21 protein-coding genes and 1 riboswitch are annotated in these 23902 nt (G+C 74.7%); of the genes, 15 read left to right on the plus strand and 6 right to left on the minus strand.

Features of this window, described 5'->3' with window-relative positions; genetic code table 11:
* Window positions 1–20 precede the first annotated feature (20 nt).
* Window positions 21–1076 carry a LacI family DNA-binding transcriptional regulator gene (locus HD595_RS45260; RefSeq protein ID WP_253780912.1) on the plus strand — a complete coding sequence of 352 codons (1056 nt, stop codon included), beginning with the start codon at window positions 21–23 and terminating at the stop codon, window positions 1074–1076.
* A gap of 98 nt (window positions 1077–1174) precedes the next feature.
* On the opposite strand, the gene HD595_RS47085 is transcribed toward HD595_RS45260, so the two are convergent.
* On the minus strand, window positions 1175–3076 hold the full coding sequence (locus tag HD595_RS47085; RefSeq protein WP_253780914.1) for a sugar transferase: 1902 nt from the start codon (window positions 3074–3076) through the stop codon (window positions 1175–1177).
* 333 nt (window positions 3077–3409) lie between these two features.
* On the opposite strand from HD595_RS47085, the gene HD595_RS45270 reads away from it, so the two are divergent.
* The 10 genes from HD595_RS45270 to HD595_RS45310 all read left to right on the plus strand — a co-directional run bounded on the left by HD595_RS45270 (window position 3410) and on the right by HD595_RS45310 (window position 12748).
* Window positions 3410–3628, plus strand: coding sequence for a ferredoxin (locus tag HD595_RS45270; RefSeq protein ID WP_253780915.1), 219 nt, complete (start codon window positions 3410–3412; stop codon window positions 3626–3628).
* Entirely contained in the window at window positions 3625–5028 is a 1404-nt protein-coding gene (locus HD595_RS45275; protein WP_253780917.1) for an NAD(P)/FAD-dependent oxidoreductase, read from the plus strand. The genes HD595_RS45270 and HD595_RS45275 overlap by 4 nt, the downstream gene beginning before the upstream one ends.
* Window positions 5029–5053: 25 nt before the next feature.
* On the plus strand, window positions 5054–6316 hold the full coding sequence (locus HD595_RS45280) for a cytochrome P450 (RefSeq protein ID WP_253780919.1): 1263 nt from the start codon (window positions 5054–5056) through the stop codon (window positions 6314–6316).
* Window positions 6317–6398: 82 nt separating this feature from the next.
* Window positions 6399–7199, plus strand: coding sequence for a dihydrofolate reductase family protein (locus HD595_RS47395; protein ID WP_425566714.1), 801 nt, complete (start codon window positions 6399–6401; stop codon window positions 7197–7199).
* 10 nt (window positions 7200–7209) lie between these two features.
* The gene (locus HD595_RS45285) at window positions 7210–7398 is read left to right on the plus strand and encodes a CbtB domain-containing protein (protein ID WP_253780921.1); all 189 of its coding nucleotides are present in this window, start codon (window positions 7210–7212) and stop codon (window positions 7396–7398) included.
* Between the two features lie 8 nt (window positions 7399–7406).
* A complete protein-coding gene (locus HD595_RS45290; RefSeq protein ID WP_253780923.1) occupies window positions 7407–8150 on the plus strand; it encodes a CbtA family protein in 744 nt (247 codons plus the stop codon).
* 5 nt (window positions 8151–8155) lie between these two features.
* Entirely contained in the window at window positions 8156–8713 is a 558-nt protein-coding gene (locus tag HD595_RS45295; RefSeq protein ID WP_253780925.1) for a histidine phosphatase family protein, read from the plus strand.
* Complete coding sequence (locus tag HD595_RS45300) at window positions 8674–10824, plus strand: VWA domain-containing protein (RefSeq protein WP_420540744.1); 2151 nt, start codon at window positions 8674–8676, stop codon at window positions 10822–10824. Before HD595_RS45295 ends, HD595_RS45300 begins: the two co-directional genes overlap by 40 nt.
* Window positions 10824–11426, plus strand: coding sequence for a cob(I)yrinic acid a,c-diamide adenosyltransferase (gene cobO / locus HD595_RS45305; RefSeq protein WP_253780930.1), 603 nt, complete (start codon window positions 10824–10826; stop codon window positions 11424–11426). The genes HD595_RS45300 and cobO overlap by 1 nt, the downstream gene beginning before the upstream one ends.
* A complete protein-coding gene (locus tag HD595_RS45310; protein WP_253780933.1) occupies window positions 11420–12748 on the plus strand; it encodes a cobyrinic acid a,c-diamide synthase CobB in 1329 nt (442 codons plus the stop codon). Before cobO ends, HD595_RS45310 begins: the two co-directional genes overlap by 7 nt.
* Here the strand turns inward: HD595_RS45310 and cobN are convergent.
* A complete protein-coding gene (gene cobN / locus HD595_RS45315) occupies window positions 12703–16278 on the minus strand; it encodes a cobaltochelatase subunit CobN (protein ID WP_253780936.1) in 3576 nt (1191 codons plus the stop codon). The genes HD595_RS45310 and cobN overlap by 46 nt on opposite strands.
* Window positions 16279–16314: 36 nt before the next feature.
* A riboswitch (cobalamin riboswitch) is annotated at window positions 16315–16511 on the minus strand.
* 17 nt (window positions 16512–16528) lie between these two features.
* Between cobN and cobG the strand changes: the two genes are divergently transcribed.
* The 3 genes from cobG to HD595_RS45330 are packed head-to-tail and all read left to right on the plus strand — an operon-like array spanning window position 16529 to window position 19859.
* On the plus strand, window positions 16529–17758 hold the full coding sequence (cobG, locus tag HD595_RS45320; protein WP_253780939.1) for a precorrin-3B synthase: 1230 nt from the start codon (window positions 16529–16531) through the stop codon (window positions 17756–17758).
* The gene (locus HD595_RS45325) at window positions 17755–18375 is read left to right on the plus strand and encodes a precorrin-8X methylmutase (RefSeq protein ID WP_253780941.1); all 621 of its coding nucleotides are present in this window, start codon (window positions 17755–17757) and stop codon (window positions 18373–18375) included. Before cobG ends, HD595_RS45325 begins: the two co-directional genes overlap by 4 nt.
* Entirely contained in the window at window positions 18375–19859 is a 1485-nt protein-coding gene (locus HD595_RS45330; RefSeq protein WP_253780944.1) for a precorrin-2 C(20)-methyltransferase, read from the plus strand. Before HD595_RS45325 ends, HD595_RS45330 begins: the two co-directional genes overlap by 1 nt.
* Here the strand turns inward: HD595_RS45330 and HD595_RS45335 are convergent.
* Genes HD595_RS45335 through HD595_RS45350 form a run of 4 tightly spaced genes read right to left on the minus strand, consistent with a single transcriptional unit; the run spans window position 19850 to window position 23056 of the window.
* The gene (locus HD595_RS45335) at window positions 19850–20713 is read right to left on the minus strand and encodes a cobalt-precorrin-6A reductase (RefSeq protein WP_253780947.1); all 864 of its coding nucleotides are present in this window, start codon (window positions 20711–20713) and stop codon (window positions 19850–19852) included. The genes HD595_RS45330 and HD595_RS45335 overlap by 10 nt on opposite strands.
* The gene (gene cobM, locus HD595_RS45340; protein ID WP_253780951.1) at window positions 20698–21453 is read right to left on the minus strand and encodes a precorrin-4 C(11)-methyltransferase; all 756 of its coding nucleotides are present in this window, start codon (window positions 21451–21453) and stop codon (window positions 20698–20700) included. Before cobM ends, HD595_RS45335 begins: the two co-directional genes overlap by 16 nt.
* Complete coding sequence (gene cbiE, locus HD595_RS45345) at window positions 21450–22664, minus strand: precorrin-6y C5,15-methyltransferase (decarboxylating) subunit CbiE (RefSeq protein WP_253780954.1); 1215 nt, start codon at window positions 22662–22664, stop codon at window positions 21450–21452. The genes cobM and cbiE overlap by 4 nt, the downstream gene beginning before the upstream one ends.
* On the minus strand, window positions 22661–23056 hold the full coding sequence (locus tag HD595_RS45350) for a pyridoxamine 5'-phosphate oxidase family protein (protein ID WP_253780957.1): 396 nt from the start codon (window positions 23054–23056) through the stop codon (window positions 22661–22663). The genes cbiE and HD595_RS45350 overlap by 4 nt, the downstream gene beginning before the upstream one ends.
* A gap of 74 nt (window positions 23057–23130) precedes the next feature.
* Here HD595_RS45350 and cobF point away from each other — a divergent pair, with 74 nt between their 5' ends.
* Window positions 23131–23889 carry a precorrin-6A synthase (deacetylating) gene (gene cobF / locus HD595_RS45355; RefSeq protein WP_253780959.1) on the plus strand — a complete coding sequence of 253 codons (759 nt, stop codon included), beginning with the start codon at window positions 23131–23133 and terminating at the stop codon, window positions 23887–23889.
* The last annotated feature ends 13 nt before the right edge of the window (window positions 23890–23902 follow it).

Raw genomic sequence — 23902 nt, forward strand, 5'->3', positions numbered from 1 at the left:
TACACAAGATAGGGTGAGGCATGGCCAAAGACCCCTCTCGGCCCCGGCCGACCATGGCCGAGGTGGCGCGCGCGGCGAAGGTCTCGGTGATGACCGTCTCCTACACCTACGCCCAGCCCGATCGCGTCTCCGAACGCACCCGGGCCAGGGTCCGCGAGGCCGCCGCCCGGCTGGGATACCCCGGCCCTCATCCGGGGGCCCGCTCGCTGCGCCGGGGACGGGCCGGCAGCCTCGGGGTGGTGCTCGGCGAGCACCTGACCTACGCCTTCGAGGACCCCCAGGCCACCCGGTTCCTGGCGGGCGTCGCCGAGGTCTGCGCCGGTCACGGCCTGGGGCTCACGATCCTGCCCATCACCGGGGCGCCGTCCGACGCCGATCGGGTCGCCGAGGCCGCGGTGGACGGTTTCGTCGTGTGGACGACCAGCGACGACGACCCCGTGCTGTCGGCGGTGGCCGCCACCGGTCTCCCCGCCGTCGTGCACGGCGGTCCGCATCGCCCGAACGTGCCGTTCGTGGCCATCGACGACAGGGCGGCGGCGCGCGCCGTCGCCGCCGAGGCCCTCGCCGGCGCCCGGCGGCCGATGGTGCTCAGCTTCCCGCTCGATCGCGCTCGGACGCCCGGGGTCCGCAACGGGCCGGATCCCGCCGAGGCCACCTTCCGCGTGACCCGGGAGCGCCTGCGCGGAGTCCGTGACGCCTGGGAGGCGGCCGGCGGCCGTTGGCCGCAGGTGCGGGTCGCGGTCTGCGCCCGCAACAGCGCGGGCGAGGCGGACTCTCTGGCCACGGCGTTCCTCGCCGGGCCGGACGCTCCGGACGCGGTCATGGCGATGAGCGACGAGCTCGCCCTGGGCCTGATGCGGGCGGCCGCCCGTGCCGGTCTCGCCGTCCCCGGCGACCTGGCCGTCACCGGCTGGGACGACACCGACGCGGCGGCCGCCGCCGGGCTGACGACCGTCGCGCAGGACCTGCGCGCCCAGGGAGCGTGCTGCGCGCGCCTGGTCCTCGGCGAGGAGACGGCGGACGGGACCGGCCCGGTGGAGTGGCGTCTGGTCGTGCGCGACTCCACCCGGCGATGACCGCGGTCAGGCGCGCGCTCGGCGCGCCTCGAAAGGAACGCGCCTCGGAGAGAACGCGCCTCGGGAAGAACGCGCCTCGGGAAGAAGGTGAGCCGAGGCTAGGAGATGCGCTGAACGTAGGTGGAGATGAACTCCCAGAGGATGGTGCGGTCCGAACGCAGGCTCGCGTTCTTGTCATGCCAGATGCCCGTATGGCCGCGCTGAAGGTCGTACTCGACCGTCTTCGGCTTGAGACCGAGCTCGACGGTCTTGTTCGGGAACGGGCCGAACAGTCCCGGCTTTCCGGCCAGATCCGCTTCGTCCCACCGGGGGCCGAGAACGGGGCCGAGGGCCTCCATGGTCTCCTGCCTGGTGGCGGCCAGGAGCGGGCGGTCGTTGATGACCGACATGTTCCCCTTGTAGAGGACGTTGTAGGCGAGCTGGACGAACTCGTCGAGGCTGGTCTTCGCCCAAAGCCTGCCGACCCTCGTACGCCGCGAGTCCGAGCCGCCGAGGCTGCTGTCCTTGCCGTCGGTCCTGCTCATCGAACGGCCCTTGGCGAGGTCGAAGACGTGGCCGAACTGGCCGACCCGTTTCTGCAGGAAGAAGGGATTCCTTCTGTCCTCGGCGAACTTGGCGAGCGCGAAGGCGGTGACCGCGGGAGCGGTGACCAGGAGAATCCCGAACGCCCACTTGACGTCATGCCACCGCTTGGCCGGGCTCTGCTTCCAGGATCTGCCCGTCAGGCTCGCGTAGCCCGGGGCGGGCCAGGTCCGGGAGGCGAGGGCCGCGCCGGTGCTGAGAACGGCCATGCCGAACCCCATCTCGGCGGCGTGCCGCCAGTTCCAGCCGGCGCCGCCGGCCCACCCCGCGGTCGCCAGCACGGTCGTGCTCACCGCACCGCCCGCCAAAACCCGGGAGAACGCCCGTTCCCAGGTCGCTGACTCCATGGCCTCGGCCAGGCCGGTGAGCGCGGGCCCGCCTCGGCGCAGGAGCGCGGGCAGCGCGGCGTGCGCACCGGCCATCAGACCGCCGGCGAGCGCTCCGTGGTACAGATCCCGGGCCAGCAGCGTCGCGTCGACGTCGCCGGTGGTGAACGCCTGACCGATCGCGCTCAGTCCGCCGGAGAACATCGCACCCAGCGCGGCCTGCCGGATGACCAGCAGGATGATCCGCAGCGCCAGGCCCTCCACGCGGAGAAGCCTTCTCACCGCGACGTCGAGGAGCGGGCCGAGCCGGGGAGCCAGGAGCTTCGCGACGAGCATCAGCGTCAGCACGAAGGCGGCGGAGACCACGAACCGCCATCTGGCCTTGACGATCGCGTCATGGGCGACCTCGCCGCAGTAGGCGAGATGCTCGCACCGCCGACGCAGGTCCGCCAGCGGCCCCTGGTCGCCGTGCACCGCCCGTGCGGCCCGTCCGAACGCGGCCGTGGTCGGCCCCCACCCGGCCCTGGTCACCCGCCCGGCCTGTCCGGCGATCTGCTCCTGGACGTCGCCGACCACGCGTCCCAGCGCCAGCGCGGCATCGCGCAGCCGCGTCACGCCGTCGAGATCGGCGTCCGGCCACGCGAAGCCGAAGCCCACGGACTCGAGGAACCAGATCGCCCGGCTCACGACGTCGGGCGGCGGCGTGGTCGTCGGCAGGCCGCCCGGGCCCGTCGCGGGCCGGTACTCCTCCGGATCCGTCAGCCACGTCGGGCGGACTCGCGGGTACGGGATCCCGGCGCTCGCCGCCTCGGCTTCGGCATAGGTGTCACCGGCGACGACCAGCCCGGCCGCCATCCGGCGCAGCAGGTTCACCGCCACGACCAGATCGGCCAGCAGGTCATCACGTATCAGGGCGAAGCCGGGCATGCCCGCGTCAGGCCGGCCCTCGAACAGCGCCCGGCCCAGGTCGTCCTGACCGAAGGGCCGCTCGTCCATCGCCCGGCAGAACGCGTCCACGGCCCGGGCCAGATCGTCAGCGGTCTCCCGGACGCCCTTCCCCGCGCTGACCCAGATCTCCGGAGTGAAGTCCACTACCCCAGCAGGGGACATTTCGTCCGCGGCGATGTCTGCTCAACCCCATCATTCCCGGCCAACGCTCCCGCGACTCTAACGGATCAGCCGCCCCGGCCGACGCGGGTGTCCGCCGCTGCGCGAACCCGGCCATGACGGTGAGCGTGGCGCGGTCGCCCGGCCCCTCCGCTGCGACGTCCCCGAAGCCGAACAGCCGATGTTTTCCCTGGCAGTGGTTGTAGCGATGGGAACGCGGGCCGGAAAATCGCCTTGTGACGTGACGTGACGTGATGTGACGCGTAAGCCGGGTGACCGCTTCGATGGTCGGGTGGGCCAGGACGGAAGGATCTGCGCATGCGTATCGTCGTGGACCTGAACCGGTGCCAGGGATACGCGCAGTGCGTGTACCTGGCCCATGAAGTCTTCAAGCTCAACGGCACAGAGTCGCTCACCTACGACCCGAACCCCGACGACGCGCGGCGCCTGCAGGTCGAGCGGGCCGCCGCGGCCTGCCCGGTGCGAGCGATCATGATCGACCGACTGGACGGCGCGGAGCGGGGGGCGGCGTCATGACCCTGGCGGCGACGCTCGCCGAGCTGGTGCGCGACTTCAAGGCCAACGGCCGGATCGTCATCGTCGGCGCCTCCCTGGCGGGGCTGCGCGGCGCCGAGGCCCTCCGCGAGGAGGGCTTCACCGGGTCCCTGACCATCATCGGGGACGAGCCGTACGAGCCCTACGACCGTCCCCCGCTGTCCAAGCAGGTGCTCAAGGGCTGGGTGCCGGCCGACCACACCCTGCTCCCCCGCGCTCGCGAACTGGACGCGGAGTGGCGGCTCGGCGTCGCCGCCACCGGGCTGGACCGGGCCGCCAGACAGGTGCGCCTGGCCGACGGGGAGCAGGTCCCGTACCACCGGCTGCTGATCGCCACGGGGACCCGCGCGCGTCAGTGGCCGAATCCGGCCGAGGCCGCCCTGGACGGAGTCATCTCGCTGCGGACGCGTGACGACGCCGCACGGCTGCAACAGGCGCTGGCCGCGCGGCCGTCTCGGGTGCTGGTCATCGGCGGCGGGTTCATCGGCTCGGAGGTGGCCTCCGTCTGCCGGGATCTCGACATCCCGGTGACCCTCACCGAGCGGGGCCCGGCCCCCCTGGTCGGGGCGCTGGGCGGGGTGATCGGCGAGATCGCCGCGCAGATGCAGCGCGACCACGGCGTGGACCTGCGCTGCGGCGTGAGCGTGTCGGCGCTGGAGGGCGACGCGGCCGGGCACGTACGGCGGGCCCGGCTCTCGGACGGGACGACCGTCGAGGCCGACGTGGTGCTCGCCGCGCTGGGGTCGATCCGTAACGTGGAGTGGCTGCAGGGCTCCGGGCTGGCGGCCGGCCCCTGGGGTGTCGGGTGCGACGCCGGAGGCCGGGCCTTCGACATCAACGGCGTGGTCACCGACTCCGTCTACGTGGCGGGGGACGTGGCGCGCATGCCGCACGTGCTGTACGAGTACCAGTTCCTCGCGATGGAGCACTGGGACAACGCCGTCTTCGGCGCCGAGGTGGCGGCCCACAACATGGTCAACCTCGAACCCCACTACCGCCCGCATCTGCTGCTGCCCGGCTTCTGGTCGGGCCAGTTCGGCGTCAACATCAAGTCCGTCGGCGTGCCGCCGTTCGGTGACGAGATCGTCTTCACGCAGGGCTCCGTCAAGGACCGCTCCTTCGCCGCCGCCTACGGCCGCCGGGGCCGCATCGTCGCCGCCGTCACCTTCGACCACGGCAAATGGCTGGAGTACTACGCGCACCTGATCGAGCAGTCGGCCCCGTTCCCGCCTCCGCCGCCGGGCTGGGACCGGCCGGACGTCATGAGACCGGTCCCCGCCGAGTTCCCGGCGCCGGGCGTGCCGACGGCGATCCCCGACGTCGTCCTCACCGGCCACGACCCGAACGAGCGCAGGGCCGAGTTCCGGCCGCGAGGTCACTGAGAGCAGCGGGAAGGAGCGAAAGAGCATGCCCGAGGAGACACCCTGGCAGCAGGCGCTGCGCTACGCCAACCGCGCCGATCCGTACCCCTTCTACGCCGAGCTCCGCAAGACCCCGGTGGCGCGGCAGCCGGACGGCACCTACGTGGTCAGCACCTACCGGGAGATCGTCGCGCTGCTCCACGACCCCCGCGTCAGCTCCGACGTCCGCAGGCTCCCGGCCCGCGCCCCGGCCCCGGCGGAGCCGGGGGCCGAGCCGATCACCGAGGCCGTCATCGAACTGGAGCCGAACATCATCACCTGCGACCCGCCCGAACACGACCGTGATCGCCGCATGATGACGCGGCACTTCTATGGCCCGACCGACGCCCCGCACCAGATCTCCGACCTGGAGCCCGACATCCGCCGCATCGTCGCCGGTCTCCTGGACGGGATGCGGGGCAAGACCCGGATCGACGTCGTCGACGAGTTCGCGTACCCTCTCCCCGTCAAGCTGATCTGCAAGATCCTGGGCGTGCCGCTGGAGGATGAACCCCGCTTCCACACCTGGATCGAGACCGCCCTGGACGCCCTGGACCTCGGCCCCGAGGCGGCCTCCGAGGAGATGCGCAGCCGGGTGGCGGGCGCGCGCGGCAGCGTGAAGGAACTCGAGCAGTTCATGGCCGGGCTGCTCCGGCAGTACGCCGAGCAGCCGGGCCCGGGCATGATCTCGGCGATGGTGCACAACGGCGGCCCCGGCGGGCGCATGTCGGAGGGCGTGCTCGCCAGCAACGCCGTGCTCCTGCTCTTCGCCGGGCACGAGACCACGGTCAACCTCATCGCCCACAGCGTGCTCACCCTGCTGCGGCACCCCGAGGCGCTGGAGAAGCTGCGCCGCCGCCCCGACCTGATCGTGCCGGCGGTGGAGGAGCTGCTGCGGTTCGAGTCATCCGTCCAGTTCTGGCACACCCGCTCCGCCGTCGAGGACATCGAGATCGCGGGCACGACCATCCCGGCGGGCGCGCCGATCTTCCTGGTGTACGGCTCGGGCAACCGCGATCCGGAACGGTTCACCGACCCCGACCGGCTCGACCTCGAACGCCCCGACAACGAGCACCTGGGCTTCAGCCAGGGCATCCACTTCTGCTTCGGTGCTCCGCTCGCCCGGCTGGAGGTCCAGGTCGCGGTCGGCGAGTTCGTCCGCCGCGTGGAGAACCCACGGCTCGTCGTGGACCCGCCGCCGTACCGTCACAACCAGATCTTCCGCGGCCCGCGCCACGTCCTGGTGGACATCGACGGGATCCGCGACTGACCCGGCCGCTCCGCCGGCGATGAGTTCCGGCGCTCCATCGGGTCTCCACTCCGGACGGCTTCCACGACCGAGGAGGAGACGCATGGGCACGGTCATCTACTGGATGAACACCTCGATCGACGGCTACATCGAGGATGCAGACGGCGGCATGGACTTCATGGACCCCGCCGACGACTTCCACCAGGCGGCGAACGACCACGTGCGCCGGACCGCGGCGTTCCTGTTCGGCAGGCGGCTGTACGAGGCGATGGAGCAGCCCTGGACGCAGGACCTGGGCAAGGAAGGAGCCCCGGCCGTCGAGCGGGAGTTCGCCGAGCTCTACAAGCAGACACCGCGTTACGTCTTCACCGACACCCTCCGGACCGTCCCCGAAGGGGTCACGATCGTGCGTCGCGCGGACGCCGTGTCCACGGTGACGCGCCTCAAGCGGGAGATCGACGGCACCCTCCAGCTCGGCGGCCCCGAGCTGGCCGCCTCGCTGCTGGACCTGATCGACGAGTTCTGGGTGTACGCCTTCCCCGTGATCGTCGGGGGCGGCAAGCCGTACCTGCCCGTGAGGAAGGCACTGCGGCTGCGCCTGGCCGAGCATCGTTCCTTCGCCTCGGGGACCATGTTCCGGCGCTACGTGCGGTCACCCCGAGTCGCCGCGGTAGGTGCGCACCGCCATCCCGAAGCCCCAGCCGCCGTGCTGGCCCCGGCCGTGCGACGTGGGTCCATTGACGCGAACGGGAGGAAAGGATACATTCCGGTGGATTTCACGGTTGTCCAAGGGAAATCCGGTGAGATGCCGGTGCGGACGCGCCACTGTATCCGGGACGTAGAGCCCGGGAGCCAGGTCGCTTGGGCCTCCGTGACCTCGTTTGTCGGGACGCGTCATCCCTGAGGAGGCTTGTATGAGTGGACTGTCCACTCCGTCGGTAATCCCGTTCCCCCGTCTGCGGCTGTGGCTGCTCGCTGTGCCGGTGCTGCTGCTGATCGCCTACCTGGTGCTGATGGACAACGGGGCCATCTCCCAGACCGGTGCCTACCTCCACGAACTCATGCACGACGGGCGGCATCTGCTCGGCGTGCCCTGCCACTAGGCGCGGGCGTGGTACGCACCCTGCTGGTCAGGGGCCTGCTGCTGGGCCTGCTGGCCGGACTGATCGCGGGCGGCTTCGCCTTCGCCTACGGCGAGCCGCGGGTGGACAGCGCCATCGCGCTGGAAGAGGCCCACGCCGCGCGGGAAGCACCCGGTCACCACCATGGCGAGGAGGAGCTGGTCGGCAGGCCGGGGCAGAAGGCCGGGCTCTTCCTGGCCACCGGCCTGTACGGGCTCGCCGTGGGAGGGGTCTTCGCGCTCGTGTACGCGGGTCTGCGCGGGCGGGTCGGCCCCCGGTCGGAGGGCGGGCTGGCGCTCGCCGCCGCCGGGACGGCCTTCGTGGCGGTGATCCTGGTCCCGTTCGTCAAGTACCCGGCCAACCCGCCGGCCGTCGGTGACCCGGACACCATCGGCAGCCGCACCCTGCTCTACGTGGTGACGATCCTCGTCGGGCTGGCGGCCACGGCGATCGCGGTGGCGACCGCGCGCCGGGTGACCGCCGGGCCGTGGGCGCGGTGGGTCGCTGCGGTGGCGGCGTTCCTCGTCCCCGTCGTCGCGGCGTGGACGCTGCTGCCCACCGTGAACGAGGTGCCCGACGGCTTCCCCGCCACGTTGCTGTGGCAGTTCAGGCTCGCCTCGCTGGGGACGCAGCTCGTCTTCTGGACGGCCTTCGGCGTGCTGTTCGGCTGGGTGAGCGACCGGGCGGCCCGCCGCGCGGCGGCCGTCCCGGCGACCGCCGCGCTGCCGGTCTGAGCGGGGTGCTGTTCGTCCGGCACGCCAGTACGCCGGGGATGCGGGCCGCCCGCTTTCCCGGGACCGACGAGGAGGCCGATGCGGCGAGCCTGGCCAGGGCCGCCGCGTTGGCCTCGGTGGTGACCGGGCCGGCGGCGTGGACGGCTCCCGGCGCCGCCGCGCGCCGGACCGCCGCCGCCGTCGGCCTGGCCGCGCGGGTGGCTCCGGCGCTCGCGGAGGCGGACTGCGGCCGGTGGCGCGGCCTGCCGTACGGGCAGGTCGCGCAGGAGGAGCCGGACGCCTTGGCGAGCTGGCTGACCGACCCGCTGGCGGCCCCGCACGGCGGTGAGAGCCTGGCCGCGCACGCCGAGCGGGTCGCCGGCTGGCTCGACTCGCTACGCGCCGAGCCGGACGTCGTCGCCGTCTGCGACGCGGGCGTCATCCGGGCGGCGCTCGGCCACGCGCTGGGGCTGGACCCGCTGCGCGCCGCCCGGTTCGACCTCGCGCCGCTCTCCGTCACCGAGCTGACCGTCACGCGCGCCGGATGGCGGGTGGCCCATGTCAACCGGAAGGTTCTGCATTGATCGTCACGTATCCGTTCAGCGCGGTCGTCGGGCTCGACGACCTGAAGCTGGCGCTGGTGCTCAACGCGGTCTCGCCACGGGTGGGCGGGGTGCTCGTCCGCGGGGAGAAGGGCACCGCCAAGTCGACCATCGTACGCGCGCTGGCCGCCCAGCTGCCCGCGGTGAAGGTGGTGCCCGGATGCCGGTTCGCCTGCGATCCGGCCGTTCCGGACGCCGGGTGCCCGGACGGGCCGCATGAGCCCGGCGGCCAGGGAGCGGAGCGCGCGGCGGCTCTGGTGGAGCTGCCGGTCGGCGCCTCGGAGGACCGGCTGGTCGGCTCGCTCGACGTGGAGCGGGCGCTGACGGAGGGCGTGAAGGCGTTCGAGCCGGGTCTGCTGGCCACCGCGCATCGCGGCGTGCTGTACGTGGACGAGGTGAACCTCCTCCACGACCACCTCGTGGACCTGCTGCTCGACGCGGCGGCGCTGGGCACGTGCTACGTGGAGCGCGAGTCCGTGTCGGTACGGCATGCCGCCAGATTCCTGCTGGTCGGCACCATGAACCCGGAGGAAGGGGAGCTCCGGCCGCAGTTGCTGGACCGGTTCGGGCTGACGGTCGAGGTCAAGGCGTCCCGGGATCCGGAGCAGCGCGCCGAGGTGGTGCGCAGGCGGCTCGGGTTCGAGGCGGACGCCGAGGCGTTCGCGGCGAGATGGGCGGCCGAGGAGGCGGCGCTGGCGAGCCGGATCGCCCGGGCCAGGGCGCGGGTGCCGGAGGTGCGGCTGCCGGACGCCCGGCTGCGGCAGATCGCGACGGTGTGCGCGGCGTTCGAGGTGGACGGGCTGCGGGCCGACCTGGTCACGGCGAACACGGCCATCGCCCACGCCGCCTGGCGGGGCGGGGACGTGGTGACCACCGAGGACGTGCGGGCCGCGGCCCGGCTGTCGCTGCCGCACCGGCGGCGGCGCGATCCGTTCGACGCGCCGGGGCTGGACGAGGCGCTGCTCGACGAGCTGCTGGCGAGGACGTCCGAGCATGAGGATCCGGACGATCCGGACGATCACGGAGATGGAGGTCCTGATGGTCCCGGCCCCGACGGGCCCAAGGGGACGCCGACGTCCGCCCCGGACGGCTCAGACGGCTCGGACGGCTCGGACGGCGCCGACGGCGCCGACGGTGCGGACGGCCCGGCGCCGAGTACCCATGACGCAGGGCCGAGAGCCGAAGGCGCAGGGCCGCGACCGGCCGGCGAAGGTCCCATGCCCCGATCCGATGGCGAGGGTCCCGCGCCCCGATCGGATGGCGAAGCCCCTGTGCCCCGGGCGGATGGCGGGCAGCGGGTGGCCGGGGTCGCGGCGCCGTACCGGGTGCCGTTGCTGGAGGTGCCCGGGGTCGGCGAGGGAGCGGCGGGGCGGCGCTCGCGCTCGCGCACCGCGCACGGCCGCGCCACCGGATCCCGCCGCCCCGGCGGACGCGTGCGCGACCTGCACGTGACGGCGACGCTGCTGGCCGCGGCGCCGCACCAGGCGAGGCGCGGGCGGGCCGGTCCGGGACTGGTGCTGCGCGGCGACGACCTGCGCGAGGTGCTGCGCGAGGGCAGGGAGGGCAACCTCGTGCTGTTCGTCGTGGACGCGAGCGGCTCGATGGCGGCGCGCAGGCGGATGACCGCGGTCAAGACGGCGGTGCTCAGCCTGCTGCTCGACGCCTACCAGCGGCGCGACAAGGTCGGCATGGTCACCTTCCACGGCGCGGGCGCGCAGGTGGCGCTACCTCCGACGTCCTCGGTCGAGGCGGGCGCGGCGCGGCTGCGTTCGCTGCCGACCGGCGGGCGCACGCCGCTGGCGGCCGGGCTGACGCGGGCGGCGGAGGTACTGCGCGTGGAGCGGCTGCGCGACCCGGCGCGGCGTCCGCTGCTGGTGCTGGTGACGGACGGGCGTGCCACGTCGGGCGGCGACGTGGACCGGGCCGCGGCGCTGCTGGAGGGCACGGCGACGGTGGTCGTCGACTGCGAGGGCGGGCCGGTGCGGCTCGGGCTCGCGGTGCGGCTGGCGTCCCGGATGCGGGCCCGTCTCGTCTCCCTCGACTCCCTGGCCGACCTGAGCTCGGTCGTCCACGATCACAGGAAGGCGGTCTGATGCCGCAGGGAAAGCCCACCGTCGTGCCGGACGACGGCCTCACCACCCGGCAGCGGCGCAACCGGCCGCTGCTGATCGTGCACACCGGCCCCGGGAAGGGCAAGTCGACGGCCGCGTTCGGGATGGCGCTGCGGGCCTGGAACCAGGGCTGGCCGGTCGGGGTGTTCCAGTTCGTGAAGTCCGCCAGGTGGCGCATCGGCGAGGAGCGGGCGCTGAAGGTGCTCGGGGAGTCGGGCGAGGGCGGCTCGGTCGCCTGGCACAAGATGGGCGAGGGCTGGTCGTGGAGCCGGCGGCCGGGCACCGAGGAGGACCACGCGGCCGACGCGCTGGAGGGCTGGGAGCAGATCAAGCGCGACCTGGCGGCCGAGACGTACCGGTTCTACGTGCTGGACGAGTTCACGTACCCGCTCAAATGGGGCTGGGTGGACCTGGACGACGTGCTCGGCACGCTCGCCGGACGGCCCGGCAACCAGCACGTGGTGATCACCGGCAGGGACGCGCCCGAGCGGCTGGTCGAGGCGGCCGACCTGGTGACGGAGATGGGCAAGGTCCGCCACCCCATGGACGCCGGCCAGAAGGGACAGAAGGGCATCGAGTGGTAGTCCCCCGGCTCGTCGTCGCGGCGCCGTCGTCGGGCAGCGGCAAGACGACGGTGGCCACGGGGCTGATGGCGGCGCTGCGGGCGCGGGGACTGAAGGTCTCGCCGCACAAGGTCGGCCCCGACTACATCGACCCCGGCTATCACGCGCTGGCCACCGGCCGTCCCGGTCGCAATCTGGATCCCTGGCTGGTCGGGGAGGAGCGCGTGCGGCCGCTGTTCCTGCACGGAGCGGCGGGGTGCGACGTGGCGGTGGTCGAGGGCGTGATGGGGCTGTTCGACGGCAAGGGCGACACGGACTTCGCCTCGACCGCCCATGTCGCCCGGCTGCTCGACGCGCCGGTCGTGCTCGTGGTGGACGCGGCGCGGCAGAGCAGGTCGGTGGCGGCGGTGGCGCACGGGTTCGCCGGCTTCGACCCGCGGGTGCGGGTGGGCGGGGTGGTGCTGAACCGGGTGGGCTCGGACCGTCACGAGGAGCTGTGCCGCTCCGCGCTCGCGTCGGCGGGGATGCCCGTGCTGGGGGCGATCCGCCGGGACGACGCCATCGCCACGCCCTCGCGGCATCTCGGGCTGGTGCCCGCCGCCGAGCGGGAGGCCGAGGCGGTCGCCTCGGTGGACCGGCTGGCCGCGCTGGTCGCCCGCTCGTGCGACCTGGACGCGCTGCTGCGGCTGGCGGCCTCGGCGCCACCGCTGGACGGGGCTCCCTGGGAGCCGCCGCGCGCGGAGCGGGCGGACCGGCCGGTGGTGGCGGTGGCGGGCGGGGCCGCGTTCACGTTCGGCTACGCCGAGCACGTCGAGCTGCTGCGGGCGGCCGGCGCGGACGTCGCGGTGTTCGACCCGCTGCGCGACGAGGCGCTGCCGGACGGGACCGCCGCGCTCGTGGTCGGCGGCGGCTTCCCCGAGGTGTACGCGGCCGAGCTGGCCGCCAACGAGCCGCTGCGCCAGGAGGTGGCGGCCTTCCGCGGGCCGATCGCCGCCGAGTGCGCCGGGCTGCTCTACCTGTGCGAGGAGCTGGACGGCCGGCGGATGTGCGGGCGGGTGCCGGGCCGGGCGCGGATGACGTCCCGGCTCACGCTCGGCTACCGGGACGCGGTGGCGCTCAGGCGTACGCCGCTGACCGCCGAGGGCGAGCGCTTCCGGGGCCACGAGTTCCACCGCACCGTGGTCGAGCGGGCCGGGGAGCCGCTGTTCCGCTGGGCGGGCGGCGCCGACGGCTTCGGCGACGCCCTGGTGACCGCGTCCTACCTGCACCTGCACTGGGCGGGCAGCCCGGCGGCGGCTCAGCGGCTGGTGTCTGCCTCCAGGTCGCCCTCGGTCTTGAGGTAGACCTCCTGCAGTCCCCGCAGGATCTCCGGGTCGGGGTGCTGCCACATGCCGCGCTCGGCGGCCTCCAGCAGGCGCTCGGCGATGCCGTGCAGCGCCCAGGGGTTCGAGCGCGCCATGAACGCCTGGTTCTCCGGGTCCAGCACGTACGTCTCGGTGAGCTTGTCGTACATCCAGTCGGCGACCACCCCCGTGGTGGCGTCGTAGCCGAACAGATAGTCCACGGTGGCGGCCAGCTCGAAGGCGCCCTTGTAGCCGTGGCGGCGCATCGCGGCCAGCCAGCGGGGGTTGACGACCCGGGCGCGGAAGACGCGCGCGGTCTCCTCCGACAGGGTGCGGGTGCGGACGGCGTCGGGGCGGGTGCTGTCGCCCACGTACGCGGCGGGGACGCGGCCGGTGAGCGCCCGGACCGTGGCGATCATGCCGCCGTGGTACTGGAAGTAGTCGTCGGAGTCGGCGATGTCGTGCTCGCGGGTGTCGACGTTCTTGGCCGCGACGGCGATCCTGCGGTAGGCGTCCTCCATCTGCGGGCGGGCGGCCACGCCGTCGAGGTCGCGGCCGTAGGCGTGGCCGCCCCACACCGCGTACACCTCGGCGAGGTCGGCGTCGTCGCGCCAGTTGCGGCTGTCGATCAGCGGCAGCAGCCCCGCCCCGTACGCCCCGGGGGCCGACCCGAAGATCCGCATCGTCGCCCGGCGCTCGTCGCCGCCGGTCTCGGCGACGTGGGCGCGCACGTAGTTGTCCCCGGCGGGCTCGTCGAGGGAGGCGGCCAGCCGTACGGCGTCGTCGAGCATGGCGACCACGTGCGGGAACGCGTCGCGGAAGAAGCCGCTGATGCGGACCGTCACGTCGATCCTGGGCCGGCCCAGCTCGGCCAGCGGGATCGGCTCCAGAGACGTGACCCGGCGCGACGCCTCGTCCCATGCGGGACGGATGCCGAGCAACGCCAGCACCTCGGCCACGTCGTCACCCGCCGTGCGCATGGCGCTGGTCCCCCACAAGGACAGCCCGACCGAACGCGGCCACTCCCCCGTGTCGGCGCGGTAACGCTCCAGCAGCGACTCGGCCATGGCCTGGCCGGTCTCCCACGCCAGACGGCTCGGCACGGCGCGGGGATCGACGGAGTAGAAGTTGCGGCCGGTCGGCAGCACGTTGACCAGGCCGCGCAGCGGCGAACCGCTCGGCCCGGCCGGCACGTAGCCGCCGTCCAGGGCGTGCAGCACGTGGTCGAGCTCGTCGGTGGTGCGGGCCAGGCGCGGCACGATCTCGGTGGCGGCGAAGGCGAGCACCCGCGTGACCAGGTCGGGCAGTCCCTCCGTGACCTGCGCCGCGGCCTCCACCGCCCAGCCGCGTTCCTCCATGGCCGCCACGAGCGCCCGGGCGGTCTCCTCCGTCCGGTCCACCTCGCCCAGCCGCGCCGTGCCGTCCTCGGCCAGGCCGAGCGCCTCGCGCAGGCCGGGCAGCGTCTCGCTGCCCGACCACATCTGCCGGGCGCGCAGCATCGCCAGGACCAGGTCCACGCGCGCCTGGCCGGTCGGCGCCTGCCCGAGCACGTGCAGGCCGTCGCGGATCTGCGCGTCCTTGACCTCGCACAGCCAGCCGTCCACGTGCAGGATGAAGTCGTCGAACTCGCTGTCGTGCGGCCGGTCGGCCAGCCCCAGGTCGTGGTCGAGCCGGGCGGCCTGGATCAGGGTCCAGATCTGCGCCCGGATGGCGGGCAGCTTGGCCGGGTCCATGGCCGCGATCGTGGCGTGCTCGTCCAGGAGCTGCTCCAGCCGGGCGATGTCGCCGTAGGTCTCCGCGCGCGCCATCGGCGGCACCAGGTGGTCCACCAGCACCGCGTGCGCCCGCCGCTTGGCCTGCGTGCCCTCGCCCGGGTCGTTGACCAGGAACGGGTAGACCAGCGGCAGGTCGCCGAGGGCCGCGTCGGTGCCGCAGGCGGCGGACATGCCCGCCGACTTGCCCGGCAGCCACTCCAGGTTGCCGTGCTTGCCCACGTGCACCATGGCGTGGGCGCCGAACTCGGCCGACAGCCACCGGTAGGCGGCCAGGTAGTGGTGGCTGGGCGGCAGGTCGGGGTCGTGGTAGACGGCGATGGGGTTCTCGCCGAAGCCGCGCGGCGGCTGCACCATCACCACCAGGTTCCCGGCCCGCAGCGCCGCCAGCACGATGTCGCCCTCGTGCGTGAACAGCTCCCCCGGTGGCCGGCCCCAGTGCCGCTCCATCTCCGCGCGCAGGGCGGCGGGGAGCGTGCGGTACCAGCGCTCGTAGGAGGCGGCGGAGATGCGGACCGGATTGCCCGCGAGCTGCTCCTCGGTCAGCCAGTCGGGGTCCTGGCCGCCGGCGGCGATGAGGGCGTGGATGAGCGCGTCGCCGTCCTGCTCGGCCACGCCGGGGAAGCCCTCGCCCAGGTCGTAGCCCGCCTCGGCGAGCCGGGCCAGCAGCCGGACCGTGCTGGCCGGGGTGTCCAGGCCGACCGCGTTGCCGACCCGGGAGTGCTTGGTCGGGTACGCCGACAGCATCACGACCAGGCGGCGCTCGGCGGGCGGGGTGTGCCGGAGCAGCCCGTGCCGTACGGCGATGCCCGCCACCCGGGCGGCCCGCTCGGGGTCGGCGACGTAGACGGTGAGCCCGTCGGGGTCGATCTCCTTGAACGAGAACGGCACGGTGATGATCCGCCCGTCGAACTCCGGGATGGCCACCTGCGAGGCGGCGTCGAGCGGCGACAGCCCGTCGTCGTTCTCCTCCCACGCCCGCCTGCCGGTGGTCAGGCAGAGTCCCTGCAGGATCGGCACGTCGAGGGCGGCGAGCGCGCCCACGTCCCACGCCTCGTCGTCGCCGCCCGCGCCCGCCGTGGCCGGACGCGAGCCGCCGGCCGCCAGCACGGTCACCACCAGCGCGTCGGCGGCGCGCAGCGTGTCCAGCAGCGCGGGCTCGGGGGAGCGTAACGAGGAGCAGAACACCGGCAGCGCCTGCCCGCCCGCCTCCTCGACGGCCGCGCAGAGCGACTCCACGAACGCGGTGTTGCCCGCCATGTGGTGCGCGCGGTAGTAGAGCACGCCGATCACGGGGCCCCGCCCGGGCCGGGCGTCGCGTTCCAGCAGGCCCCAGGACGGCGTGGGCTCCGGCGGCGCGAACCCGCGTCCCGTCAGCAGCAGCGTGTCCGACAGGAACGCGTGCAGCTCCGCCAGGTTCGGCGGCCCGCCGTGGGCCAGGTAGGCGTGGGCCTCGGCGCAGACGCCGCCGCTGACCGTGGACAGCTCCATCAGCTCGGCGTCCGGCGCCTGCTCGCCGCCCAGCACCACCACCGGACGCGGCCCGGCCAGCAGGGCGTCCAGGCCCTCCTCCCAGGCGCGCCGGCCGCCGAGCAGGCGTACCACGACCACGTCGACGCCTTCCAGCAGGGCGGGCAGGTCCCCGGCCGTCAGCCGGGCCGGGTTGCCCAGCCGGTAGGCGGCGCCGCTCGCGCGGGCGCTCAGCAGGTCGGTGTCGGAGGTCGAGAGCAGCAGAACGGTACGGCTGTCCGCGGGCACGGCGCCATCCTCCCTCGGGGTCCTCGCCCCGGTCGCGGGTGTCGCGACGGCCGGAGTCTCCTGACTCCCGGATCAGCGCTCACCCCGGCCTTCCCGCCCGTCGCCGGGCAGTGGCCTGCGGTGGGGTTCGCTCCCCGGTCACAGTGGCGGGACCGCGCCGGACTCGCACCGGCTTCCTCCCTTGCCATCGCCTACCGAGGAGCCTACGACAGGAGCGACTCCCGCCAGAAGTGGCGTTACCATCCTGATCGTGTCCATAGCCGACTTTTCCGGACGTGTGCGCCCTGACGCCTGTCCGGGGGCGCTACAGGTGCACGAGGCCGCCGACGGCCCGCTGGCCCGGGTCCGCCTGCCCGGCGGCGCCATCTCGTCCGGCCGGCTCCGCGAGCTGGCCGCCTGCGCGTCCGGCCTCGGCTCCGGCGTGATCGAACTGACGTCCCGGGCGAACGTGCAGGTGCGCGGGCTGCGTTCGCCCGCCGCCTTCGCCGAGCGGATCGCCGCCGCCGGCCTGCTGCCGTCGGCGGCGCACGAACGGGTCCGCAACATCGTGGCCTCGCCGCTCGGCGGGCGCGGGCCCGCCGGCCCGCTCCCCACCCAGCCGCTGGTGGAGGCGTTGGACCGGGAGCTGTGCGCCCTGCCCCGGCTGGCCGGGCTGCCGGGACGCTTCCTGTTCGCGGTGGACGACGGCACCGGCGACATGCCGGGGCTCCGGGCCGACGTGACGTACGTCGGCGGGCGGCTGCTGCTGGCGGGCGTGGACGCCGGGCTCGCCGTCCCGACGGACGAGGCGGTCGGCCGGATGATCGCCGCCGCCGAGGCGTTCCTCGACGAACGCGAGAGCTCCGCGGGTGAGCGGGCCGCCTGGCGGATCGGGGAACTGGTGGACGGGCCGGGCCGGATCGCGGCCCGGCTCGGCTCCGGCGGCAGCGGCCGTGCCGCGCCCGCCCTGCCCGCCACGCCCGCTCCACGCGCGGACCTCCCCGCCATGCCCGCTCCACGCGCGGCCCTGCCCGCCGCGCCTGCTCCGCGCGCGGGGCGGGTCGGTCAGCGCGACGGCCGCGTGGCCCTGGAGGCCGTGGTGCCGCTCGGACGGCTGTCCGCCGGCCAGGCCCGCGCCGTCGCGGAGGTGGCCGCCACGTCCGGCGAGACGCCCGTCCGGTTCACCCCGTGGCGTACCGTCGTGCTCCTCGACCTGCCGCCGGCCGCGGCCGACCGCGCGGCGCGGGCTCTGGCGGCGGCCGGGCTGGTGACCGACCCGGCCTCGCCCTGGGTCGGCGTGAGCGCGTGCACCGGCCGTCCCGGCTGTGCCAAGGCGCTGGCCGACGTCCAGGAGGACGCGCGGCGCTGGGTGGCGACGCTGGAGGCCGCTCCGGAGAGACCCGTGCACTGGGCCGGGTGCGAGCGGCGCTGCGGGCTCCCCCGCGGGCCGGTCGTCCAGATGGTCGCCACCGGCGACGGATACCAGGAAAGGCAGCAGTGAGCGACTACATCCGCGACGGGGCCGAGATCTACCGGCGCTCGTTCGCGACCATCCGCGCCGAGACCGACCTCAGCGGGTTGCCGCCCGACGTGGCCCAGGTGGCGGTGCGGATGATCCACGCCTGCGGCATGACCGACCTCGTCGCCGACCTGGACTGGTCGCCTTCCGTGGTGGTCCGGGCCCGGCAGGCGCTGCGCCGCGGCGCGCCCGTGCTGTGCGACGCGCGGATGGTCGCCTCGGGCGTGACCAGGAGCAGGCTGCCGGCCGACAACGCGGTGGTGTGCACGCTCGGCGATCCCGGCGTGCCGGAGCTGGCCGAACGGCTCGGCACCACGCGCAGCGCCGCCGCGCTGGAGCTGTGGCGTGAGCGCCTGGACGGCGCGGTGGTGGCGATCGGCAACGCGCCGACCGCCCTGTTCCGGCTGCTGGAACTCGTCGCCGAGGGCGCGGGCCGGCCCGCCGCCGTGCTCGGCGTCCCCGTGGGGTTCATCGGCGCGGCCGAGTCCAAGCGGGCGCTGGCGGACAGCGGCCTGGAGTATCTGGTGGTGCACGGCCGGCGCGGCGGCAGTGCCATGACGGCGGCGGCGGTCAACGCCATCGCGAGCGAGGCGGAGTGATGGCGACGACGGGACGGCTGTACGGGGTCGGGCTCGGCCCCGGCGATCCGGAGCTGGTCACGGTGAAGACGGCCCGGCTGATCGGCGAGGCGGACGTGATCGCCTACCACGCCGCCCGGCACGGCCGCAGCATCGCCCGCTCCATCGCGCTGCCGTACATGAAGGAGGGGCAGATCGAGGAGCTGCTGCTCTACCCGCTGACCACCGAGACCACCGACCACCCCGGCGGCTACCAGGGCGCGCTCGACGACTTCTACGCCGACTGCGCCGAGCGGCTGGCCGCCCACCTGGACGCGGGCCGGACCGTGGTCGTGCTGGCCGAGGGCGACCCGCTGTTCTACGGCTCGTACATGCACATGCACAAGCGGCTCGCCCACCGCTACCCGACCGAGGTCGTGCCGGGCGTCACCTCCGTCAGCGCCGCCTCCGCCGTACTGGGCCGGCCCCTGGTGGAGCGGGACGAGGTGCTGACGGTGCTGCCCGGCACGCTGCCCGCCGAGGTCCTGGCGGAGCGGCTGCGCGACACCGACTCGGCGGCGGTGCTCAAGCTGGGCCGGACGTTCGGCAAGGTGCGCGAGGCCCTGGCCGAGGCCGGGCGGCTGGACGACGCCTGGTACGTCGAGCGCGCCACCATGGGGGCCGAGCGGGTCGCGCCGCTCAAGGACGTGGACCCCGACGGGGTGCCGTACTTCTCGCTGGCCCTGCTCGCCAGCCCGGCCGAGCGGACCTTCGTCCCCGAGCCGCCGCCGGCCGGGACCCGGGGCGAGGTGGCCGTGGTGGGCCTCGGCCCCGCCGGGCGGCCCTGGCTCACGCCCGAGGCCCAGGAGGCGCTGGCCGCGGCCACCGACCTGGTGGGCTACGGCCCGTACGTGGACCGCGTCGCGCCGAACCCGCGCCAGCGCCGCCACCGCACCGACAACCGGGTCGAGGCCGAACGCGCCCGCCACGCGCTGGAGCTGGCCCGCGACGGCGCCCGCGTGGCCGTCGTGTCCTCCGGTGACCCCGGCGTGTTCGCCATGGCCAGCGCCGTGCTGGAGGCCGCGGCCGATTTCCCGGACGTACCGGTGCGGATCGTGCCCGGGCTGACCGCCGCCCAGGCCGTCGCGAGCCGGGCCGGCGCTCCCCTGGGCCACGACTACTGCGTGCTGTCGCTGTCGGACCTGCTCAAGCCCTGGGACGTGGTGGCCGCCCGGCTGACCGCCGCTGCCCGGGCGGACCTGGTGCTGGCGATCTACAACCCGGCCTCGCGCAGCCGTACCTGGCAGGTCGCCGCCGCCCGCGACCTGCTGCTGGAGCACCGGGACGCCGCCACTCCGGTGGTGATCGGCCGCGACGTCGGCGGCGAGCGGGAGAGCGTCACCGTCACCACGCTCGGCGCGCTCGATCCCGAGCAGGTGGACATGCGCTGCCTGCTGATCGTCGGCTCGTCCACGACCCGGGTCACCGACCGGGGCGTCGTCTACACCCCGCGCCGCTACCCCTGAGCCCAGGCCGCCGCCTCCTCGACGGTCTCCACCAGCCGGACGCCCGCGGGCGGCGGCGGCCGGTCCACCATGATCACCGGTAGGCCGAGCTCGCGGGCCGCGACCAGCTTGGCCGTGGTCATCCGGCCGCCGCTGTCCTTGGTGACCAGCACGTCCAGGCGGTGCTCGCGGATGAGGGCGCGCTCGCCCTCGACCGTGTACGGCCCGCGGCCGAGCAGCACGCGCACGTTCGCCGGGACCGGCGGCTCGGGCGGGTCGACCGACCTGGCCAGCAGCCACACGCCGGGCAGGCCGGCGAAGACCGGCAGGCTCCGGCGGCCGGTGGTCAGGAACACCCGCACGGCCCCGGCCGGCCGAGCGCCGGCCTCGCGCCCGGGGGTCCGCGCCGGGTCGGCTGCCCGAGCGGTGGGCTCGGGCCCGGGGGTCCGCGCCGGGTCGGCTGCCCGAGCGGTGGGCTCGGGCCCGAAGATCAGCCCCGGGTCGGCCAGGCGGGCGGCGGCCTCGTGCAGCGAGGCCACGCGCCGCCAGGCGTCGCCCGGCCCTTCCCGCCACCCCGGGCGGCGCAGCACCAGCAGCGGCACGCCCGTCCCGGCCGACGCCTCGGCCGCCGACGCGGTCATCCGCGCGGCGAACGGGTGCGTGGCGTCCACCACGGCCGCGATCCCCTCGGCCCGCAGCCAGGCGGCCAGCCCCTCCGCTCCGCCGAACCCGCCCTCGCGCACCTCCCCCACCGGCAGCCGCGGGTTGCTCACCCGCCCGGCCAGCGACGACACCACGCGCACCCCGGCATCGGTCAGCGCGGCGGCCAGCGCCCGCGCCTCGGCCGTGCCGCCGAGGATCAGGACCCGTCGCACGGCCGGGCCCGATCGGCGCTGTAGAGGTGGCTGTCGGGGAACTGCGTCGCCGACAGCGTCCGGCCGACGACGATCACGGCGGTGCGCCGGATCCCGGCCTCGTGGACCCGGCCGGCGATGTCGGCCAGCGTGCCGCGCAGGATCACCTCGTCGGGCCGGCTGGCCCGCGCCACCACCGCGACCGGGCAGTCCGGGCCGTAGGAGGGCAGCAGCTCGGCCACCACCGCGTCGATCCGCTGCACGGCCAGGTGCAGCACCATCGTGGCGCCGCTCGCGCCCAATGTCCTCAGGTCCTCGCCCTCCGGCATCGGCGTGGCCCGCGCGGAGGTACGGGTCAGGATGACCGTCTGGCCGACGCCCGGCACGGTCAGCTCCCTGCCCAGCGCGGCCGCCGCCGCCGCGAACGCCGGCACTCCGGGCACCACCTCGTACGGCACGCCGAGCCCGTCCAGCCGGCGCATCTGCTCGGCCACCGCGCTGAACACCGACGGGTCGCCCGAGTGCAGCCGCGCCACGTCGAGACCCGCGCGGTGGGCGGCGATCAGCTCCGCCACGATCTCGTCGAGCACCAGGTTCGCGGTGTCCACCAGCCTGGCTCCCACCGGGCAGGCGTCCAGCAGCTCCCGGGGCACGAGCGAGCCCGCGTACAGGCACACGGGCGACGCCTGCAGCAGTCGCAGGCCACGCAGGGTGATCAGATCGGCGGCGCCGGGGCCCGCCCCGATGAAGTACACGGTCACGGCACGTCCTTCCTGGTGACCGACCACACGGTCACCGGCATCGCCGCCCGCCACCCCGTGAAGGACCCGACGGGCGAGGCCCGCTGCACCGACAGGCGCACCAGGTCGCCGCCGAGCCGGGCGTACCACTGCGCCACGACGGACTCCGACTCCAGGGTGACGGCGTTGACCACCAGCCGGCCGCCCGGCCGCAGCGCCGCCCAGCAGGTCTCCAGCAGGCCGGGCACGGTCGCGCCGCCACCGACGAACACCGCGTCCGGCGCGGGCAGGCCCTCCAGCGCGGCCGGCGCCCGGCCCTCGACGATCCGCAGCGACGGCACGCCGAGCCGCTCGGCGTTGCGGGCGATGGCGGCGGCGCGGTCGGCCCGGCTCTCGACCGCCACGGCCGCGCACGCCGGGTGGCCGCGCATCCACTCGATGGCGATGCTGCCCGCCCCCGCGCCCACGTCCCACAGCAGCCGGCCGGGCAGCGGCGCCAGCCGCGACAGGCTGACCGCGCGGACCTCGCGCTTGGTGAGCTGGCCGTCGTGCTCGAACGCCGCGTCGGGCAGCCCGGGCACGCGGGCGAGCGGCTCGACGCCGGGCTCGGCCACGCACTCGACGGCGATCACGTTCAGCGGGGACGGCTCACGGTCGTGCCAGGCCCAGGTCGCCGCCGTACCGGTCAGGACCGACTCCGAGGCCGCGCCCAGGTCCGCCAGGACGGTCATGGTGCTGGGGCCGTACCCGAGCCCGGACAGCAGCCCGGCCACGAGCGACGGCGAGTCGCGGCCCGCGCCGAGCACGAGGACCCGCCGTCCCGGCAGGAAGGCGGCGTTCAGCGCGGCGAGGGGACGGCCCACGAGGCTGACCACGTCCACCTGCTCCACCGGCCAGCCGAGCCGGGCGCAGGCCAGCGACAGCGACGACACGTGCGGCACCACCCGGACGTTCGCCGCGCCCAGCAGCCGCACCAGCGTGGAGCCGATGCCGTGGAACAGCGGATCACCGCTGGCCAGCACGCACACCTCGCGCCCCGCGTACGCCTCCATGAGCCCCGGCAGCGCGGGCAGCAGCGGGGACGGCCAGGTCACGCGCTCGGCCGCCGTCCCGGGCACGAGGCCGAGCTGGCGGCGCGCGCCCATGAGGACCTCGGCGGCCTCCACCGCCGCCCGCGCGGTGGCGGAGAGCCCGTCCCAGCCGTCCGCGCCGATCCCGACGACGGTGATCACACGTTGCCCAGCACGCGCGTCACCCGGATCTCCACGACCACGCGCGCCGGGTTGGGGCGCGGCGGCTTGTAGCGGGCGGCGTAGCGCCGCTCGGCGTCGGCCACCTCCTCCGCCCCGGTGCGCAGCACTGCCCTGCCCTCCAGCGTGGACCAGCGGCGGCCGTCCACCTGGCACAGCGACACCGGCGCGCCCTCCTCGCCGGCCGCACCGACGAGCCGCGCCTTGACCGAGCCACCCGAGGTGATCACCCGGGCCACGCCGGCCCGCAGGTCGAGTGTCACCCCCACCGGCACCACGTGCGGCGGGCCCCCGGGACGCGCGGTGGACAGCGTGCACAGATGCCGCTCCTGCCAGAACGCGGCGAAGCCGTCGCCCTGCTCGACCAGATCCACGACCCTCCCTGGGCCTCTTTCGGGAGATTGTGCGATGAACATCGTATATCGGGCGTTCTGGCAGACTCGGGCGGGTGAAGCGGCTCATCATCATCGGCATCGGCGCGGGCGACCCCGACCACCTCACCCTCCAGGCCGTCAAGGCGATCGCCGCCACGGACGTCTTCCTCATCGTGGACAAGGGCGAGGTCAAGCACGAACTCGTCCAGCTCCGGCTGGACCTGATCGCCGAGCACGGGCGCGGGCCGTACCGGGTCGCCGAGGCCCGCGACCCCGAGCGCGACCGGACCACCCCCGCCTACGCGGCCGCCGTCGACGACTGGCGCGCGCGCCGCGCGCTCGCCTGCGAGGCGCTGATCCGCGACGAGCTGCGCGACGGGGAGACCGGCGCGTTCCTGGTGTGGGGCGATCCGGGCGTCTACGACAGCACGCTGGCCGTCGTGGAGGAGATCCTCCGGCGCGGGAACGTCACCTTCGCCTACGAGGTCGTCCCCGGGATCAGCAGCGTGGCCGCGCTCACCGCCCGCCACCGCACGAGCCTCACCCAGGTCGGCAGGCCCGTGCACCTCACCACCGGCCGCCGTCTGGCCGAGCACGGCCCCACCGCGGACGACATGGTCGTCATGCTCGACGCCCACTGCTCCTTCGCCGGCCTGGACGACTTCCACATCCACTGGGGCGCCTATCTCGGGACGCCCGACGAGATCCTGGTGTCCGGACCGGTGTCCGAGGTCGGCGACCGCGTCCGCGAGCTGCGCGCCGAGGCCCGGGCCCGCAAGGGCTGGATCATGGACACGTACCTGCTGCGCCGCACCTCTCGTCCGGAGGCTTGACGGGCGGTACCCG

The sequence above is a fragment of the Nonomuraea roseoviolacea subsp. carminata genome, from assembly GCF_024172185.1.
Classification (GTDB): Bacteria; Actinomycetota; Actinomycetes; order Streptosporangiales; family Streptosporangiaceae; genus Nonomuraea; species Nonomuraea roseoviolacea.